16 protein-coding genes and 1 pseudogene are annotated in these 16362 nt (G+C 70.8%); 5 read left to right on the top strand and 12 right to left on the bottom strand.

The window, feature by feature from the left end; translation table 11 throughout:
• Positions 1-40 precede the first annotated feature (40 nt).
• The 6 genes from ACH4TV_RS44275 to ACH4TV_RS44250 all read right to left on the bottom strand — a co-directional run bounded on the left by ACH4TV_RS44275 (position 41) and on the right by ACH4TV_RS44250 (position 6966).
• Complete coding sequence (locus ACH4TV_RS44275) at positions 41-883, bottom strand: nitrilase-related carbon-nitrogen hydrolase (protein ID WP_398407099.1); 843 nt, start codon at positions 881-883, stop codon at positions 41-43.
• 202 nt (positions 884-1085) lie between these two features.
• Positions 1086-2651, bottom strand: a complete 1566-nt coding sequence (locus ACH4TV_RS44270; RefSeq protein ID WP_398407098.1) for a PucR family transcriptional regulator — start codon at positions 2649-2651, stop codon at positions 1086-1088.
• A gap of 22 nt (positions 2652-2673) precedes the next feature.
• Positions 2674-3960 carry an aspartate aminotransferase family protein gene (locus ACH4TV_RS44265; RefSeq protein ID WP_398407097.1) on the bottom strand — a complete coding sequence of 429 codons (1287 nt, stop codon included), beginning with the start codon at positions 3958-3960 and terminating at the stop codon, positions 2674-2676.
• On the bottom strand, positions 3957-4799 hold the full coding sequence (locus tag ACH4TV_RS44260; RefSeq protein ID WP_398407096.1) for a nitrilase-related carbon-nitrogen hydrolase: 843 nt from the start codon (positions 4797-4799) through the stop codon (positions 3957-3959). Before ACH4TV_RS44260 ends, ACH4TV_RS44265 begins: the two co-directional genes overlap by 4 nt.
• A gap of 164 nt (positions 4800-4963) precedes the next feature.
• Positions 4964-6544: a hypothetical protein gene (locus ACH4TV_RS44255; RefSeq protein ID WP_398407095.1), complete on the bottom strand. Its 1581-nt coding sequence runs from the start codon at positions 6542-6544 to the stop codon at positions 4964-4966.
• Positions 6545-6705: 161 nt separating this feature from the next.
• The gene (locus ACH4TV_RS44250; RefSeq protein ID WP_398407094.1) at positions 6706-6966 is read right to left on the bottom strand and encodes a helix-turn-helix domain-containing protein; all 261 of its coding nucleotides are present in this window, start codon (positions 6964-6966) and stop codon (positions 6706-6708) included.
• Between the two features lie 32 nt (positions 6967-6998).
• On the opposite strand from ACH4TV_RS44250, the gene map reads away from it, so the two are divergent.
• Both map and ACH4TV_RS44240 read left to right on the top strand, forming a co-directional pair.
• Positions 6999-7790 (top strand): type I methionyl aminopeptidase, encoded by a 792-nt coding sequence (gene map / locus ACH4TV_RS44245; RefSeq protein WP_398407093.1) that lies wholly within the window; start codon positions 6999-7001, stop codon positions 7788-7790.
• 11 nt (positions 7791-7801) lie between these two features.
• Complete coding sequence (locus ACH4TV_RS44240) at positions 7802-8365, top strand: GNAT family N-acetyltransferase (RefSeq protein ID WP_398407092.1); 564 nt, start codon at positions 7802-7804, stop codon at positions 8363-8365.
• A 1-nt stretch (position 8366) separates the two neighbouring features.
• On the opposite strand, the gene ggt is transcribed toward ACH4TV_RS44240, so the two are convergent.
• Positions 8367-10187 carry a gamma-glutamyltransferase gene (gene ggt / locus ACH4TV_RS44235; protein ID WP_398407090.1) on the bottom strand — a complete coding sequence of 607 codons (1821 nt, stop codon included), beginning with the start codon at positions 10185-10187 and terminating at the stop codon, positions 8367-8369.
• 105 nt (positions 10188-10292) lie between these two features.
• Between ggt and ACH4TV_RS44230 the strand changes: the two genes are divergently transcribed.
• Both ACH4TV_RS44230 and ACH4TV_RS44225 read left to right on the top strand, forming a co-directional pair.
• A complete protein-coding gene (locus ACH4TV_RS44230; RefSeq protein ID WP_398407089.1) occupies positions 10293-11048 on the top strand; it encodes a hypothetical protein in 756 nt (251 codons plus the stop codon).
• Positions 11011-11207, top strand: a pseudogene (locus ACH4TV_RS44225) (acyl esterase); the annotation flags it as partial. The gene ACH4TV_RS44230 and the pseudogene ACH4TV_RS44225, both read left to right, overlap by 38 nt.
• Positions 11208-11244: 37 nt before the next feature.
• Here ACH4TV_RS44225 and ACH4TV_RS44220 read toward each other — a convergent pair.
• From ACH4TV_RS44220 to ACH4TV_RS44210, 3 genes are all read right to left on the bottom strand, one after another.
• On the bottom strand, positions 11245-11403 hold the full coding sequence (locus ACH4TV_RS44220; protein WP_398407088.1) for a hypothetical protein: 159 nt from the start codon (positions 11401-11403) through the stop codon (positions 11245-11247).
• Positions 11404-11447: 44 nt separating this feature from the next.
• Positions 11448-12191: an amino acid ABC transporter ATP-binding protein gene (locus ACH4TV_RS44215; protein ID WP_398407087.1), complete on the bottom strand. Its 744-nt coding sequence runs from the start codon at positions 12189-12191 to the stop codon at positions 11448-11450.
• A 125-nt stretch (positions 12192-12316) separates the two neighbouring features.
• The gene (locus tag ACH4TV_RS44210; RefSeq protein ID WP_398407086.1) at positions 12317-12766 is read right to left on the bottom strand and encodes a DUF6278 family protein; all 450 of its coding nucleotides are present in this window, start codon (positions 12764-12766) and stop codon (positions 12317-12319) included.
• 170 nt (positions 12767-12936) lie between these two features.
• On the opposite strand from ACH4TV_RS44210, the gene ACH4TV_RS44205 reads away from it, so the two are divergent.
• Complete coding sequence (locus ACH4TV_RS44205) at positions 12937-14739, top strand: GDSL-type esterase/lipase family protein (RefSeq protein ID WP_398407085.1); 1803 nt, start codon at positions 12937-12939, stop codon at positions 14737-14739.
• Between the two features lie 142 nt (positions 14740-14881).
• On the opposite strand, the gene ACH4TV_RS44200 is transcribed toward ACH4TV_RS44205, so the two are convergent.
• Positions 14882-15661: an exodeoxyribonuclease III gene (locus ACH4TV_RS44200; protein ID WP_398407084.1), complete on the bottom strand. Its 780-nt coding sequence runs from the start codon at positions 15659-15661 to the stop codon at positions 14882-14884.
• A 36-nt stretch (positions 15662-15697) separates the two neighbouring features.
• On the bottom strand, positions 15698-16330 hold the full coding sequence (locus ACH4TV_RS44195) for an MBL fold metallo-hydrolase (protein ID WP_398407083.1): 633 nt from the start codon (positions 16328-16330) through the stop codon (positions 15698-15700).
• Positions 16331-16362: the final 32 nt, after the last annotated feature.

The following is a 16362-nucleotide window of genomic DNA, read 5'->3' as shown; positions in this document are numbered from 1 at the left end:
GAGGGCTTCGCCCCTCCAGGGGCGCGGGAGCCCGCCTGTTTTACGGTGCCGTCAGCGGGCCGTACGCGTCGGGGCGGCGGTCGCGGAAGAACTGCCAGCGGTCGCGGACCTCGCGCATCTTGGCCAGGTCGAGGTCGCGGACGACGAGCTCGGTCTCCTTGTCGCTCGCCACCTCGCCGACGAACTGCGCCTCCGGGTCCACGAAGTACGAGGTCCCGTAGAAGTCGTTGTCGCCGAGTTCCTCGACGCCGACCCGGTTGATCGCACCGACGAAGTACTCGTTGGCGACGGCCGCCGCCGGCTGCTCCAGCTGCCACAGGTAGGAGGACAGCCCGCGCGAGGTGGCCGACGGGTTGAAGACGATCTCGGCGCCTTCGAGGCCCAGCGCACGCCAGCCCTCCGGGAAGTGCCGGTCGTAGCAGATGTAGACGCCGATCTTGCCCACGGCGGTGTCGAAGACGGGCCAGCCGACGTTGCCCGGGCGGAAGTAGAACTTCTCCCAGAAGCCGTTGACCTGTGGAATGTGGTGCTTGCGGTACTTGCCGAGGTACGAGCCGTCCGCGTCGATCACTGCAGCCGTGTTGTAGAGGACGCCGGGCTGCTCCTCCTCGTACATCGGCAGGACGAGGACGATGCCCAGTTCCTTGGCGAGCGCCTGGAAGCGCTTGACGATCGGGCCGTTCGGGATCTGCTCGGCGTACTCGTAGAACGCCTTGTCCTGGACCTGGCAGAAGTACGGTCCGTAGAACAGCTCCTGGAAGCACATGACTTGAGCACCCTGCGCCGCGGCGTCGCGGACCGCCTGCTCGTGGACCTGGATCATCGACTCCTTGTCGCCCGTCCAGGCAGTCTGGAAAATGGCGGCGCGAATCACCCTGCTCATCGGGACCTCCGGTCACTCGGTGTAGGGCGAGCCTAGGAAGCCTGAAGAGCGGGTTTGAGTTGCACGGTGTCACGCCTGCGGACGTTCGGCGTTCCACGGTGTCACCCTCACGTCGGCCCATGTTTCACCACTGTTTTCCCAGGTCCTCTGATGTTTCGGAGCGGTAAGACGGAGCAATGGAGAACGGTTCGAGCAGCGGTTCTCAGCCTTGTTGAGCGTCGTGCGCGAGGAGCGCGATATGCACGGAGGCGGCCTGCTCGAAGTCGTCGAGATCGAGTCCGAGCCGCGTCTGTATCGCTTCCAGCCGCCGGTAGAGCGCGGGCCGCGAGACATGATGCAGTTGCGCTGTACGTGATTTGTTGCGTCCGGTGGCGAGATAGGTCCGCAGCACGGGCAGCAGTTCGGACTCGCCCTCCGCCCCGCACAGCAGCCCGTCCAGCTCGCGCTCGGCGAACGCCTGCACCTGCGGATCGTCCCGCAGCAACCGGACGAGCCCACGCAGCCGTACGTCCCTCAGGTGCACCAGCACCGGCAGATCCTGCCCCGCCGGAGTGGCCGCGACGGCCGCGGCGACGTGCAGCGCCTCGCGCAGTCCGGTGGGTACGTCGTCCCAGGAGGCCAGCGCCTCGGCGGCCGCCACGACGGTCCGGCCCTCGCCGGTCTCCGTACGCAGCCGGAGTGCGAAGTGTGCGGCGAGCGCCTTGGCGTCCTGGTCCCGGGCGAGGCTCAGCAGGACGGCGGTGGCGTCGTCGGCGAGCTCGGCGACCAGCCCCGGCAGCCCCAACAGCCGTAGTACGCGGTCGACTTCGGCGGGTTCACCGTCCCGTACGACGAGCGGCACGAAGGTCCGCCGGTTGACGGGCAGTCCGGCTGCCCGCGCCCGCGGAAGCAGTTGCCGGGCCGGTACGACTCCGCTCACCAGGTCCGTCAGCAGGCTCTGCGCGGACTGCTCCTCCCAGGTGTGCACGGAGCCCCCGAGCATGCGGTGCAGGACGAGTGCCTCGGCGGCCCGGTCGGCGAGCAGCCGTCCGGTGGCCACGTCACCGCGGTACCCGCAGAGCACGATCCGCCCCCACCGTTCCCCACGCCCGCCCAGCTCGGCGCGGATCCACCCGTCGCCCTCGCTGCCGCCGGCCTGCCGGGAGATCCGCTCCCAGTCCCGCAGCACGTCGTCGACGGCCGACCGCTCCCCCGACGTGGCGAGGACCCGATGGGCGAGGTTGGTGACGACGACGGGACACGCACTGTGCGAGGCGACCTCGTCGAGGAGCAGTTGCAGCGGGGCGCCACTCGTGATCAGCCCGGTGAGGGCGGTCCTTACCGCCTCCGACAGGCTCACGGCGGCGAACTTCCGCCGCACCAGCCGGGACTGGACCTCCTCCGTCAACTCCGCGAAGGGGAACGGCCGGTGGAGCACCACCATCGGCAGCCCGCACCGCTCGGCCGCGCGCCGCATGACGTCCGGCGGCGACGGAAAGGCCCGCCCGAGCCCGAGAACAACCGCGGCGGCCTCCGCCCGGTGCAGCGAGCGGATGTACTCGGCCTGGGCCTCCTCGTCCCCGGCGAGCAGCACCCCGGTCGTGAGCACCATCTCGCCGCCGCTGAGCATCACGCCGACGTCGGCGGCCTCGGCTACGTGCACCCAGCGCACGGCCCGGTCGAGATGGCCGGCCCCGGCCACCACCTCGGGCTCGCCCGCGAGCACCCGTTCCAGGCCGAGGACCTGGCGGACCGACAGGGCGGGTTCCAAGGTGGTGGTCGTGAGCATGGCGGACTTCCTTGCTGTGGTGTTACTGGACGCAGCTCCTCAGAGCCCGTTCGAGGATCGCGACGCCCTCCTCGGCCTCCGCGACGGTGAGCGACATTGGCGGTGCGATACGCAGCGCGCTGGTGTTGTGGCCGCCGCCCTTGCCGAGGAGCAGCCCTTCTTCCCGGGCCGCTTCGAGTACGGCGGCGGCGGTCTCCGGGTCGGCGGTCTCCGTACCGGGCTTCACCAGCTCGATGCCGATCATCAGCCCGCGCCCGCGGACCTCCCGGACGCCCGGCAGCTGCGCGGTGACGGCCCGCAGCCGTTCGATGAGGAGGCCGCCGACGCGCCGGGCGTTGCCCTGGAGGTCGTGTTCCAGGAGGTAGGTGAGGTTGGCGAGGCCGGCCGCCATGGTGATCTGGGTGCCGCCGAAGGTCGAGATGGAGTTGGAGTCGAGGCAGTTCATGACCTCGGCGCGGGCGACGACCCCGCCGATGGACATGCCGTTTCCGATGCCCTTGGCGAAGGTGATGATGTCCGGCGGGCCGTTCTCCGCGTGGGCCTGCCAGCCCCAGAAGTGCTCTCCGGTGCGGCCCCAGCCGGTCTGCACCTCGTCGGCGATCCAGAGGATGCCGCGCTCCTGGAGCACCCGGCGGAAGGCCGCGTACAGCCCGTCGGGAGGGGAGGTGAAGCCGCCGACGCCCTGGATGGGTTCGGCGATCAGGGCGGCGGGCGGACGGACGTGTCCGAGCAGGTCCTCCAGGTCGGCGACGCAGGCGGCGATGAACTCGTCGTCGCTGAGATCGGCGTACGGACCACGGGTGCGGACGCCGCCGTGGACGTACAGGGTCTGGAGGGGCGAGAGGGAGGTGGGAGACCAGCCCTTGTTGCCGGTGATGCCGACCGTGCTGAACGAACGGCCGTGGTAGCTGTTGCGCATCGCCAGGATCTGGTTGCTGCGCCGGTAGGAGGTGGCGAGGAGCAGCGCCGTGTCGTTGGCCTCCGTGCCGGAGGTGGTGAAGAAGACGCGGGCGTCCGGGATACCGGACAGCTGGGCGATGCGCTCGGCGAGTTCGACCATCGGGCGGTTGAGGTAGAGCGTGGACGAGTGGATGATCCGCCCGGCCTGTTCGCTCACCGCCTTGGTGACCTCGGGCAGCGCGTGCGCGGTCATCGTGGTGAGGATGCCGCCGAAGAAGTCGAGGTACTGCTTCCCGTTCGCGTCCCACACATGGCGGCCCTCGCCGTGCGTGATCTCGATCGGGTCCTCGTAATAGACGGCGAGCCAGTCCGGCAGGACGGCCTTGTGTCGCCCGTACAGATCACTCACGGCTGCACCAGCCCTTCATACGCGTCCGGCCGCCGGTCCCGGTAGAAGGCCCACTGCTGCCGGACTTCCTCGATGAGATCGAAATCCAGATCACGCACGACGAGTTCCTCGCCCTTGTCGCTGGCGACGTCGCCGACGAACTGACCGCGCGGGTTCACGAAGTACGAGGTGCCGTAGAAGTCGTTGTCCCCGTACTCCTCCTGACCCACCCGGTTGATGGCGGCGATGAAGTACTCGTTGGCGACGGCCGCCGCCGGCTGCTCCAGCTGCCACAGGTACGCGGAGAGGCCGCGCGAGGTGGCAGACGGGTTGTAGACGAGCTGGGCGCCGTTCAGCCCGAGCTGGCGCCAGCCCTCCGGGAAGTGCCGGTCGTAGCAGATGTATACGCCGATCCTGCCGACGGCCGTCTCGAAGACGGGCCAGCCGAGGTTGCCGGGCTTGAAGTAGTACTTCTCCCAGAAGCCCTTGACCTGGGGGATGTGGTGTTTGCGGTACTTGCCGAGGTAGGTGCCGTCGGCGTCGATCACGGCCGCGGTGTTGAAGTAGAACCCGGACTGCTCGACCTCGAACACGGGCACGACGATCACCATGCCGGTCTCGCGGGCCAGCTCCTGCATACGAACCACCGTGGGCCCGTCGGGCACGGGCTCGGCCCAGCTGTAGTGCTCGGGCTCCTGGACCTGGCAGAAGTAGGGGGCGTTGAAGACTTCCTGGAACCCGATGACCTTGGCACCCTGCCGGGCGGCCTCACGGGCGTGCTCCACATGCTTGGCGACCATGGACTCGGTGTCGCCGGTCCAGGTGGCCTGAACCAGAGCGGCACGTACGACGTTGGCCATGACCCGTTCCTTCCGGCTGGACGTCAGAGAGCCTCTACGCCCGTAGACAGAGGTCGTAGGGGCTTGAAAGTAAGCCTCCCGAGAAGCCTTGCCAAGACCATCGCCGTTAACCCGCGGAGTCGATCACGTTTCACACTCCTGTGGGCGAGTCGTGGCCGACCGGATCAGGCGCTGTGCCCGGCGACCCGGAGGGCGTGCACCAGATCCCAGTACCGCTCCTCGGAGGCACCCCGGGCCGCCTCCAGGAGCAGGGGTACGAGCCGCTGGGGGTCGGCGGCGACACTGCGGGCGGCCTCCTCGGGGGTGCGGACCCGGACGTACGCGTCGAGGAGCGCACGCGCCTCGCGCTGCCGGCCCTCCTCGACGAGCCCGAGCACGGCCTCGCCGATCTCCGCCGCCGGCCGCACGATGCCCTGCCGCAGGATCTGCTGGCCGTCGGGCCCACGCCCCGCCGCGACCAGCGCGTCGGCGGCGGCGAGCAGGCTGACGGCGGGCAGGGAGGCGGCCTCCCAGAGCAGGGTGGCCCAGTCGGCGCCGAGCCCGGCCCGGTGCAGTTCGGCGGCGAGCAGGGGAAAACGCGCGGCGGGCCAGTACGCCGCCTCGACGAGCAGGGCGTGCGCCTCCCCGCTGCGTCCCTCGTTCCGCAGTCGTACGAGGGTCCGGACGGCGTCGATGGTGTCGTGCCGTGCGTCCTCGTCCAGCGCCTCCCGGACGGGCACCGCGGGTTTGGCCGCCTCGGCGGCGCCGGCGAACCGCGCCCCGCGCGGGGTACGGCGGGCCGGTGCGGCGCGCGCTGGCGGTACGGGGGTGGGGGCGGGGTCGACGGCGGGTAGGGCGCCGGTGTCCGCGTCGTCCGTCATCCCGGCGAAACGGGCACTGCCACGGGTGCGGCGCTTGGAGCGCTGCTTGGCGGCGGGACGGGGGTTCTCGGGCTCGGGCTCGGGCTCGGGGGCCTGGGGCTCGTACCAGTCGGCGGGGAGTCGCGGTGCCCCGCTCTCGCCCGGGTGCTCCTGGGTGCTGTGGGCGTCGCCCTGAGGGGCGCCGTCGTGGTCGCCGCGGTACCAGGTGGCCGTGCCGCTGCCCGGGCGCTGCTGGTCGGGGTCGGTGCGCTGCCTCGGCACGGACAGCGGGTCGCCGTGGTGTTCGTCGGCGGGGTGGCGGACGTTCTGGGTGCGGCCGGCGAACATGCCCGCCTCGTCGTCGGAGTCACGGCGGGGAGATGTCGCCGCGTTCACGGCCCGGCGGGCCAACTGCTCCAGCCGGGACCGGAGTTCGATGCAACGGGCGGAGGCGCGTTCGTGGTCGTCGTGGGCCCAGGCGAGGTCGAGGCGGAGCCCTTCGGCCTCCTCGTGGTTGGCGGCGGAACCGAGCAACCGCCCCAGTTCGGCGAGCCGTTCGGCGGCGTACCGCTGTTCACGGAGCATCACGTCGAGCCGGTCACCGAGGGCGTCGCGGGCGCCGGGGCGGGCGTCGAACGCGGTGAGCGAGGCCTGGTGCAGGGCACGGGCCTGCTCGGCCTCGGGGGTGACGGCGCCCGTCGCATACTCGGCGGCGAGATCCTGGAGCAGCGCCTCCACGACGTCCCAGGGCGGCACTTCGCGCCCGTCCAGGCAGGCACGCATGCCGTCGGGGTCGCGCTGCCAGAACACGCCGCACCAGCCGGCGCCCTGATCGAGGCGGGCCAGCAGGCCATTGAGATACCGAGCGAACTCCCGCACCTGCCCCGGGAGTTGTTCCACCACCATGCGTTCACCCCATGCCCGACCGGAGTTCTCCGCCCCGTACAAAACACCAGCCGTGTTACGGACGGGCTACGAGGGGTTTTCGGACCGGACGCAGAGTACCGCGCGCCCAGCAGAACGTGATGTGAACCACTGCGACAATGGCCAAAACCGCCCCGCGGCGCTCACGCCGCGACCGGGGCGACCGGCGCGCACTGCCCGACCAGTTCATCCATGGACAGTCCGAGGACCCGCGCCAGCGCCGCGACCGTGAAGAAGGCCGGGGTCGGTGCCCGTCCGGTCTCGATCTTGCGGAGGGTCTCGGCGGAGATTCCGGCGCGGCCCGCGATCTCCGCCATGCTGCGGCCACCACGCGCCTGACGCAACAGCCGGCCGAGCCGCTCGCCGCGTTCACGCTCTTCGGGAGTGAGGGGAGTGCGTACCATGCCACCATTCTAATACCGGTATAGTAATTGGCATGGTGGAACTCAAGACGAACACAGCGATCGATGCCATGTACGAGGCGGGCCAGGTGGTCGGCAAAGCCCTGACCGCCGTCCGGGAAGCCGCTGACGTGGGCGTTTCCCTGCTGGAGCTGGACGAGCTGGCACACGAGGTGCTGCGGGCGGCCGGGGCCACCTCCCCCTTCCTCGGCTACCGGCCCTCGTTCGCGCCCACCCCGTTCCCGGCGGTGATCTGCGCCTCGGTGAACGACGCGATCGTGCACGGCATCCCTGACGGCTACCGGCTGCTCGACGGCGACCTCGTCTCGATCGACTTCGGCGCCGAACTGGGCGGCTGGGCGGGCGACTCGGCGATCAGCTTCATCGTGGGCGAGCCGCGCCCGGCCGACGTACGGCTCGTCGAGACCGCCGAGCGGGCGCTCGCGGCGGGTATCGCGGCGGCGGTCGTCGGCAACCGCATCGGCGACATCGCGCACGCGATCGGCGAGGTGTGCCGTACGGAGGGGTACGGCATCCCGCAGGGCTTCGGCGGCCATGGCATCGGCCGCCGGATGCACGAGGACCCGCCGGTCCCCAACGAGGGCCGCCCCGGCCGGGGCATGCCGCTGCGCCACGGTCTGGTCCTGGCGATCGAGCCCATGCTGATCGGCAGCGGCAAGGACGACTACCACGAGGCTCCGGACGGCTGGACCCTGCGCACGAACGACGGCTCCCGCGCGGCCCACGCGGAACACACGGTGGCGATCACGGAGTCGGGGCCGCGGGTGCTGACGGCCCGCCAGGACGCGCACACGAGCCGCGCGTAACCTACGTCTTCATGCGTATCAGGAACGGCACCTCCACCGACGCGGAGGGCATCGCGGCCCTGCACACGGCCAGTTGGCGCAGCGCGTACACCGCGCTCATGCCGGCCGCGTATCTGGACGGCCCACTGGCGGCGGAGCACCTCGCCACGTGGCGGGCCCGCACTGCGGCGCCGTCCGGCGACCGGTGTCTCCTGCTCGCCGAGGAGGACGGTGAGCTGCGCGGCTTCATCCATCTGGACACGACTCCGGACGGCCGGGTCCACGTGGACAACCTGCACGCCCGGCCGGACCGTGTCGGCACCGGCGTCGGCCGCACCCTGCTGCACCACGGTTTCGCCTGGGCGGCCCGGCACAGTCCCGGCCGGGACGTCTGCCTGGAGGTCCTGGCCGGCAACGCCCGCGCGATCGCGTTCTACGAGCGCGCGGGCGGTCTGCGCACGGCCGAGCGCCCCCTGCTGATGGCCGCGGGCTTCACCGTGGCGGAGATCGAGTACACCTGGCCGGCGGCGACGGTCAGCCGCTACGAGGACGGGCGGCCGAACACGAACACGTCACCACCGCCCACCCTCGGCTGACTCACGAAGCCGGCCGCACCACCATCGCCGATCCGCCGCCGCGTCGCACCGTCTCGGCGGCCGCCAGCCACTTCCCGTTCGGCAGGCGCTGTACGCCGGTCGCCGCGCCGATCTCGGGGTTGAGCCGGAAGCCGTGGCCGATCGCCTCCAACTCGGTCCTCAACTCACTGTTCCACAGCCCGGGTTCGAGCTCGGTGGTCGTCTGGTTGCGCTGGCTCGCGCGCGGTGCGGCGATCGCGTCGACCAGCGGGAGCCCCCGGTCCAGGAGGCCCGTCAGGGTCTGCAGGACGGTCGTGATGATGGTCGCGCCGCCGGGTGAACCGAGGGCCACCACCGGCTTGCCGTGGGCGTCCAGGACGATCGTCGGGGACATCGACGAGCGCGGTCGCTTCCCCGGCCCCGGCAGGTTCGGGTCGTGTACGGCCGGGCTGGCCGGCGCGAAGGAGAAGTCGGTCAGCTCGTTGTTGAGGATGAAGCCACGGCCCGGGACCGTGATGCCGCTGCCGCCGGTCTGCTCGATGGTCAGCGTGTACGACACGACGTTGCCCCACTTGTCGGCCACCGTCAGATGCGTCGTGTTCTCACCCTCGTACGTCGTCGGCGCCGCGATGCCACCGCTGTCGCAGGCCGCCGGGTTGCGCGGGTCACCGGGTGCGACCGGGCTCGTCAGCACCGCGTCGTCCTTGATCAGGCACTCGCGCGAGTCGGCGTACGACTGCGACAGCAGCTCCTTCGTCGGTACGTCCTCGAAGGCCGGGTCGCCCACCCAGCGCCCCCGGTCCGCGAAGGCGATCCGGCTCGCCTCGATGTAGCGGTGCAGGAACCGGACCTCGCTCGCCTTCGAAAGGTCCGTCCTCTCCAGGATGTTGAGCGCCTCACCGACCGTCGTACCGCCCGACGAGGAGGGCGCCATGGAGTACACACCCAGCCCGCGGTACGACGTCTTCGAGGGCGCCTGCCGCTTCGCCCGGTACGTCGCCAGGTCCGTCAGCGACAGCTCGCCGGGACGTGCGTTGTAGCCCGAACCCGGGTCCACCGGCGGCTTGTTGACGGTGTCGACGATCTCCTGGGCCAGCTTCCCCCGGTACATGGCGCCAACGCCCTTGCGGCTCAACTCCGCGTACGTACGCGCCAGATCGGGGTTCTTGAAGGTCGAGCCGACCACCGGCAGCGCACCGCCCGGCAGGAACAGCTCGGCCGTGTCCGGGAAGTATCTGAACCGCGCCTCGTTGGACGCGGTCTGCGCTCTGAACGTGGCGTCCACGGTGAAGCCGTCGCGCGCGAGCCGCTCCGCCGGCTTCAGCAGCGTACCGAGCCGTTCGCTGCCCCAACTGTCCAGCGCCGCCTGCCAGGTCGCGGGCGTGCCCGGCGTACCGACGCCCAGCCCGCTGGTGACGGCGTCGGCGAAGGGGATCGGCTGCCCGTTCTCCAGGAACAGACCCGAGTCGGCCGTCAGGGGTGCCGTCTCGCGGCCGTCGATCGTGCGCACCGTACGGGACTTGGCGTCGTAGTAGACGAAGTAGCCGCCTCCGCCGATGCCGTTGGAGTAGGGCTCCGTGACGCCCAGCGCGGCGGCCGTGGCGACGGCGGCGTCCACCGCGTTGCCGCCCTTGCGCAGGATCTCGATCCCGGCAGCCGAGGCGTCCGCGTCCACGCTCGCCACGGCACCGCCGTACCCGACGGCGACCGGGACCTTCTCCACAGACCTACCCACAGCTGTATCCGCGGACGTGGCGTCGGAAGGTGGCGCCGCCGCCCCCACCGACACCACCGCGGCAGACACCGCAAGGACCGCCAGATTCCGCGCGACAGGGCGACGCATGAATACCTCCAGTCAATGACCGTCCGCGCAGCGTAACTTCATTCCCGGTGGTCCCGTAAGGCCCCACTCGAACGCCGTTCCGGTTGACCGCTACCATGCGCGCCCATGACTGACGACGTGCGCAATATCGCCCTCGGTGTGGTCGCGGCCGGTATCAGCGCAGCCCTCGGCTGGCTGGCCCGCACCTATCTGTGGAAGCGCAAACTCCGCCGCAAGCAGGCCTTCTTCGGGCTGCCGGACAACTCCGAGTCGCTGCTCGTGGTGAACCGCGAGGCCGGCGGCCCCGAGCTCACCGTGATGCGCCACGACGTGTTCGCGCTCCTGGAGCTCTCCGCGCTCATCAAGGACTGCAACGCCCACGCCCAGGTCGTCGCCCACGACGCCGCCCAGCAGGGGTTCGGCGAGCGGACGGAGTTCTGTGTGGGCGGCCCGGCCTCCAATCGCCGCATGGCGGCGCATCTGCACTCGCTGCTCCCCGGTGTACGCGTCAACGTCGACGCCGAACCCGGCCCGGACCGCGGTGCCTTCCAGATCGGCACCGAGCGCTACCGCCTGGAGCCGGGCCAGGGCGAGTACGTGATCCTCGCGCGGCTCACCGCCGGCCAGAGCCGCGAGGCCCGCCCGGTCTTCCTCTTCTGCGGCCAGCGCGCGATCACCAACCAGGCCGCGACCCGCTATGTCGCCCGCAACCACGAACGGCTGGCCCGCAAACACGGGAACAACTCCTTCGCCCTGCTCCTGAAGGTCGTCAACTCGCAGGCGTACGGCCCCGATGTCGTCGAGCTGGTCACGGACATCACCCGGGCCGCTCAGACGCCCATACCGGCCGTCACGGCGCGCAACTCCCACCGTGCGTCCTAGCGGAACCAAGGAGAGCGGCACCCTCGTCGCGTACCTCTACGACGTGGGCCCGCTCGGCCTCGGCAACGCATCGAGCACAACCCGACCGGCGTGCAGCTGACCTCCTCCCCACCGGAGCCCGACGCCTCATACGTGTCGGTACCCCTGTGCGAGCAGTGATCTCCGGCTGCTGCCGGGCGAGCGCGTGCCCTTCTTACTACTGCACGCGCAGCAGCGTCCCTGATTCGGCCGGTGCCACGTCCTCGACCTCCGTCCACATCCCGATGGGGATGAACGGCAAATCGTAGTCGAGGTTCGGCGCGGCTCGCCTCCCGGTCCGGGCCTCCGTCGGGAAGCTGTCCGTCGGTACGCTCACGGCACCCTCAACTCACCAGGCGGCGAACGGACTTGGGCGAGACCTCAGTGCTTGAGGATCTTGGAGAGGAAGTCCTTGGCCCGGTCGCTGCGAGGGTCGGTGAAGAACTCCTCGGGGGTGCGGTCCTCGATGATGCGGCCGTCGTCCATGAAGACGACCCGATTGGCGGCCGAGCGGGCGAAGCCCATCTCATGGGTGACGACGAGCATGGTCATCCCGTCGCGGGCGAGCTGCTGCATGACCTCCAGGACCTCGTTGATCATCTCCGGGTCGAGAGCCGACGTCGGCTCGTCGAAGAGCATGAGCTTGGGGTCCATGGCGAGGGCGCGGGCGATGGCCACACGCTGCTGCTGGCCGCCGGAGAGCTGAGCCGGGTACTTGGGCGCCTGCGAGGCGAGGCCGACGCGGTCCAGGAGCTCACGGGAGCGCCTGTCGGCCTCCTCCTTCTTGCGCCCGCGCACCTTGACCTGGCCCAGCGAGACGTTCTGGAGAACGGTCTTGTGGGCGAAGAGGTTGAACGACTGGAAGACCATCCCGACCTCGGCACGGAGCCGCGCGAGAGGCTTGCCCTCGTCGGGCAGCAGCTGCCCGTCGAGTCTGATCGTCCCGGATTCGATCGGCTCCAGCCGGTTGATCGCTCTGCACAGAGTCGACTTGCCCGATCCGGACGGGCCGATGACCACGACCACCTCCCCCTTGGCCACGGTGAGGTCGATGTCCCGGAGGACATGCAGGTCACCGAAGTGCTTGTTGACTTCATGCAGCTCGATCAGCGGATCGACAGCCATGCCCAGCCCTACTCACTCTCAGCTGTGTCGTGGTCCGCCGCAAACTATCCAGACGGGAGTGGAGTTAATACACGACACGCACTTTTCGGCCATTAGCCGTATTTACGTCAGGCTCGACATCGCGCCTATGCCTCCGAGACCTCCGCGTACAGCTGCGACAGCTCGGGAGCGCCGCTGGACGCCCACTCGCGACCGGAGGCGACCACGTCGAACTCACGGCCCGACGACAGCCGTACGACGGGCTGACCGTCCGGCCAGAAGTCCCAGGCGGCCCCGGGGACGGTCCGCACGATGACCGTGCCGAGATAGAGCCCCGCGTCGTTGCCGAGCCGGGGCAGCGCCTCCTCGTCGTCCCGCCAGCCCGGCAGCAGCTGGTCCAGTGCCTCCAACGAGGCGGCGGAGTCGTCGAGTTCGACGCCCGCCAGGTCCGCCTGGTGGCGGAGCAGCTCACACTCGGAGAGGAGCCCGGCGACCGCCTCGGGATCGGGTGCACTGTCGGAGAACACCGCCGCGCCTCGGGCGAGTCCATGCCTCTCATGCCGCTTGCGCCAGTTGCCCAGGAAAGGGATGTTCATACGTCCAGCGTGTCATTGACACCGCCGACCGCACCACAGGGCGCGCGGGGCCGCCGGTTCCGGCCAAGTTCCTCATGTGTGCCCGAGCAAGTCGCCGCGTGGACGGGCAACTGGTACCTCTTTAACTTCACACTGCATCGAGCGGCAGGCGAGCGGACGGGGGGACGGAGATGCGCCGAGGTGATCGACAGCCGGGAATCCGAGGGCTCTGGGTGCCGGGCGTCATCCTCGCCCTGTGCGCGGCGCTGATCCCCCTGTCCTCCGCGGCCCGGGCCACCGAACCGCTCCCTCTCACCGAGTACTTCGACAACACCGCGGTCAGTGACGACACCTCCCCCGGCGCGGCCGACTTCGACGGCTCGGGCGCTTCTGTGTCGGCCCAGGACCTGACGGCCGCCGGCTGGACCGCGGGCCGCACCCTCACCGTCCAGGGCGCCCGGCTGACCTGGCCGCACCGCGAGCTGGGCGAGCCGGACAACGTGCGTGCCGCCGGCCAGCCCGTACGCCTGCGCGGCCAGGGCGACGCCCTCGCCTTCCTGGTCGCGAGCACCGGCGGCGACGACGTGAGCGCCGCGGGCACGGTCTCGTACACCGACGGCACCCAGTCCTCGTACTGGCTGACCGCCCCCGACTGGCGCAAGGGCCCCCTCGCCACCAAGGCGGTCGCCCTGCCGCATGTGAACACCCCCGACGGCCAACTCGCCGAGAAAGCGCGGCTGTACGTCGTCACCGTGCCGATCGAGCAAGGGCGCGAGCTCGACTCCGTCCGGCTGCCGTACGCGGCCGACCTGCATGTGTTCGCACTGTCGGTGCGGGCCGACCCGTCCGGCTGGACCGGCAGTTGGGCGGCTCCGACGTCGACGTACGCGACCGTGGGCCCGTGGACCGACCGGACACTGCGGCTCGTGGTGCACACCTCGGCCGGCGGGCCGCGCGTGCGGGTCCGCTTCGACAACACCTTCGCGTCGGCGCCGGTCCGGATCGGCAGCGCGACGGTCGCCGTACAGGCGGCGGGGGCGACGGCGAGCGGCACGCCGGTGCCACTGACGTTCCAGGGGGCGCCGGGGGCCGAACTCGCGGCCGGGGCACAGTCGTTCAGCGATCCGCTGGACTTCACGGTGCCCGCGGACACCAATCTGCTGGTGAGCTTCCATCTGCCGGGCACGGTGACGGCGGCCCCGCTGCACCGGCTCACGCAGCAACGCTCCTACGTCAGCTCACCGGGCGACCACACGGCGGACGGCTCCCCGGCGCCCTACACGTCGACGCTCGCGACGTGGCCGCTGCTGACCGGGGTGGACGTCGGCGGGGGGCCCGGGGCGGTGGTCGTGCTGGGCGACTCGATCAGCGACGGGCAGCAGTCGACGCTGGACGCGAACCGGCGCTGGCCCGACGTGCTCGCCGACCGGCTGCGGGCGCAGAGCGCGGTCCCCCGGTACGGCGTCCTCAACCAGGGCATCGCCGCGAACCGCGTCCTCACCGACCGCTACCCGGGCGACGGCGTCTCGACCGACTCGGGCGGGGTGAGCGCCCTGCACCGCCTGGACCGGGACGTCCTCGCCCAGGCGTCGGCGCGTACGGCGATCGTCTTCGAGGGCGTGAACGACCTGCGGACAGGCGCTTCGGCGGAGGATGTCATCGACGGTCTGCGGGAGCTCGCGGAGCGGGTGCGTGAGCGCGGGTTGCGGGTGCTGGTCGCGACGATCGGGCCGTGCGGGGGTGAGGCGCGGTGCACCTCGGTGGTCGACGAGCAGCGGGTCGCCGTCAACACGTGGATCCGGGAGGAGGCCGCGGCCGGCCCCGACTCCGACACCGGTTTCGACGGGACGGTCGACTTCGACGCGGCGTTGCGGGATCCGGCGCAGCCGTCGCGGTTGCTCCCCGCGTACGACAGCGGGGACCATCTGCATCCCGGCGACGCGGGGTTGGCTGCGCTGGCTGGGGCGGTGGAGTTGGGGGCGCTGGTTCCGTAGGCGCCGTGGGTGCAGCCGGCGTCCCTGAGGGCGCCGCCCCCAGACCCCCGGTTCGCGCTGAACGCGCTCGTCCTCGAAGCCGGACAGGCTGGAAATGCCGACCAGCGCTGAAAAGTGGCCCGCAAGCTCTTGAAAAGGTGCCCTACACCTCCAGGTCCACCACCACCGGCGCGTGGTCCGAGGCGCCCTTGCCCTTGCGCTCCTCGCGGTCGACGTACGCGTCCTTCACCGCCTTGGCGAACGGCTCGTTGCCGTAGACCAGGTCGATGCGCATGCCCCGGTTCTTGGGGAAGCAGAGCTGGCGGTAGTCCCAGTACGTGAACGGGTGGTCGTACTTCAGGGGGCGCGGGACCACGTCCGTCAGGCCCGCCTCGCGCAGGGCGGCCAGGGCGGCGCGCTCGGCCGGGGTGATGTGGGTGAGGCCCTCGAAGGCGGCCAGGTCGTAGACGTCGTCGTCCGTCGGGGCCACGTTGAAGTCGCCCAGGACTGCGAACGGGCGGCTGCCGGCCGCGTCGTCCGCGACCGCTGCCTTCAGTGCCTCGAACCAACCGAGCTTGTAGAGGTAGTGCGGGTGGGCCACCTCGCGGCCGTTCGGCACGTACACCGACCAGACGCGGATCGGGCCGCAGGTCGCGGAGACGGCCCGGGGCTCCTCGACGCCCTCGTAGCCGGGGTCGCCGGGCAGGCCCCGTACCACGTCCTCCAGGCCCACGCGGGAGATCACCGCGACGCCGTTCCACCTGCCGGTCGCGTTGACCGCCACCTCGTAGCCCAGCTCGCGCAGCTGGTCGGACGGGAACTGCTCGGCGGCGACCTTGGCCTCCTGGAGGCACAGCACATCCGTGCCGGTGCTCTCCAGCCAGGCCAGCAGCCTCGGCAGGCGGGCGGTGATCGAGTTCACGTTCCAGGTCGCGATACGCATGCCTCACAACCTACCCGCCGGGTCTGACAACGCGGCTCAGACCTCCGCCGAGGCCCCCGGGGCCAGCCGCAGGTGCTCGGAGCCACCGAGTCCGCCGACCATACGGTCGTAGATCGGGCGGGCGAGATCCGTGAGCAGGGCGTCGTGGATGTCGTACGCGCGTCGCGGCTTGACCTCGCGGACGTAGTCGACGACCTCGGAGACCTTGCTCCAGGGGGCCATGACCGGGAGCAGCAGCGTGTCGACCGGGTGGTCGGGGACGGTGAGGGCGTCGCCGGGGTGGAAGACGGCGCCGTCGACGAGGTAGCCGACGTTCGTGATGCGCGGGATGTCCGGGTGGATCACCGCGTGCAGTTCGCCGTGGACCTGTACGTCGAAGCCGGCCGCGGTGAACGTGTCGCCGTGACCGACGGTGTGGACGCGGCCGGGGAAGGCGGCGGAGATCGTCTCCGCCACCGACGCGAGGGTCCAGAGCTCGGCGGCCGGGTTGGCGTCCAGGGCGGCGCGCAGCCGGCCCTCGTCGAAGTGGTCGGCGTGCTCGTGGGTGACCAGGATCGCGTCGGCGCCGGCCGCGGCGTCCTCCTCGCTGAATCCCCCGGGGTCGAGGACGAGCGTCTGCCCGTTCTTCTCCAGGCGGATGCAGGCGTGCGATTTTTTCGTCAGCTTCATGGGTCCATCCTGCCGCGCGGGCAGGGGCGGCG

Source organism: Streptomyces sp. NPDC020898, assembly GCF_044333925.1.
In the GTDB taxonomy this organism is placed as follows: Bacteria; Actinomycetota; Actinomycetes; order Streptomycetales; family Streptomycetaceae; genus Streptomyces.
Note: the sequence above shows the minus strand (reverse complement) of the source record. Positions and strands in the feature narration are given on the sequence as shown.

Excerpts from the sequence above, each read along its gene's own strand:
- ACH4TV_RS44275 (WP_398407099.1), bottom strand. The coding sequence starts at position 883 with ATGAGCAGGGTGATTCGCGCCGCCATTTTCCAGACTGCCTGGACGGGC.
- ACH4TV_RS44270 (WP_398407098.1), bottom strand. The coding sequence starts at position 2,651 with ATGCTCACGACCACCACCTTGGAACCCGCCCTGTCGGTCCGCCAGGTC.
- ACH4TV_RS44260 (WP_398407096.1), bottom strand. The coding sequence starts at position 4,799 with ATGGCCAACGTCGTACGTGCCGCTCTGGTTCAGGCCACCTGGACCGGC.
- ACH4TV_RS44255 (WP_398407095.1), bottom strand. The coding sequence starts at position 6,544 with ATGGTGGTGGAACAACTCCCGGGGCAGGTGCGGGAGTTCGCTCGGTAT.
- ACH4TV_RS44250 (WP_398407094.1), bottom strand. The coding sequence starts at position 6,966 with ATGGTACGCACTCCCCTCACTCCCGAAGAGCGTGAACGCGGCGAGCGG.
- map (WP_398407093.1), top strand. The coding sequence starts at position 6,999 with ATGGTGGAACTCAAGACGAACACAGCGATCGATGCCATGTACGAGGCG.
- ACH4TV_RS44240 (WP_398407092.1), top strand. The coding sequence starts at position 7,802 with ATGCGTATCAGGAACGGCACCTCCACCGACGCGGAGGGCATCGCGGCC.
- ggt (WP_398407090.1), bottom strand. The coding sequence starts at position 10,187 with ATGCGTCGCCCTGTCGCGCGGAATCTGGCGGTCCTTGCGGTGTCTGCC.
- ACH4TV_RS44230 (WP_398407089.1), top strand. The coding sequence starts at position 10,293 with ATGACTGACGACGTGCGCAATATCGCCCTCGGTGTGGTCGCGGCCGGT.
- ACH4TV_RS44215 (WP_398407087.1), bottom strand. The coding sequence starts at position 12,191 with ATGGCTGTCGATCCGCTGATCGAGCTGCATGAAGTCAACAAGCACTTC.
- ACH4TV_RS44210 (WP_398407086.1), bottom strand. The coding sequence starts at position 12,766 with ATGAACATCCCTTTCCTGGGCAACTGGCGCAAGCGGCATGAGAGGCAT.
- ACH4TV_RS44205 (WP_398407085.1), top strand. The coding sequence starts at position 12,937 with ATGCGCCGAGGTGATCGACAGCCGGGAATCCGAGGGCTCTGGGTGCCG.
- ACH4TV_RS44200 (WP_398407084.1), bottom strand. The coding sequence starts at position 15,661 with ATGCGTATCGCGACCTGGAACGTGAACTCGATCACCGCCCGCCTGCCG.
- ACH4TV_RS44195 (WP_398407083.1), bottom strand. The coding sequence starts at position 16,330 with ATGAAGCTGACGAAAAAATCGCACGCCTGCATCCGCCTGGAGAAGAAC.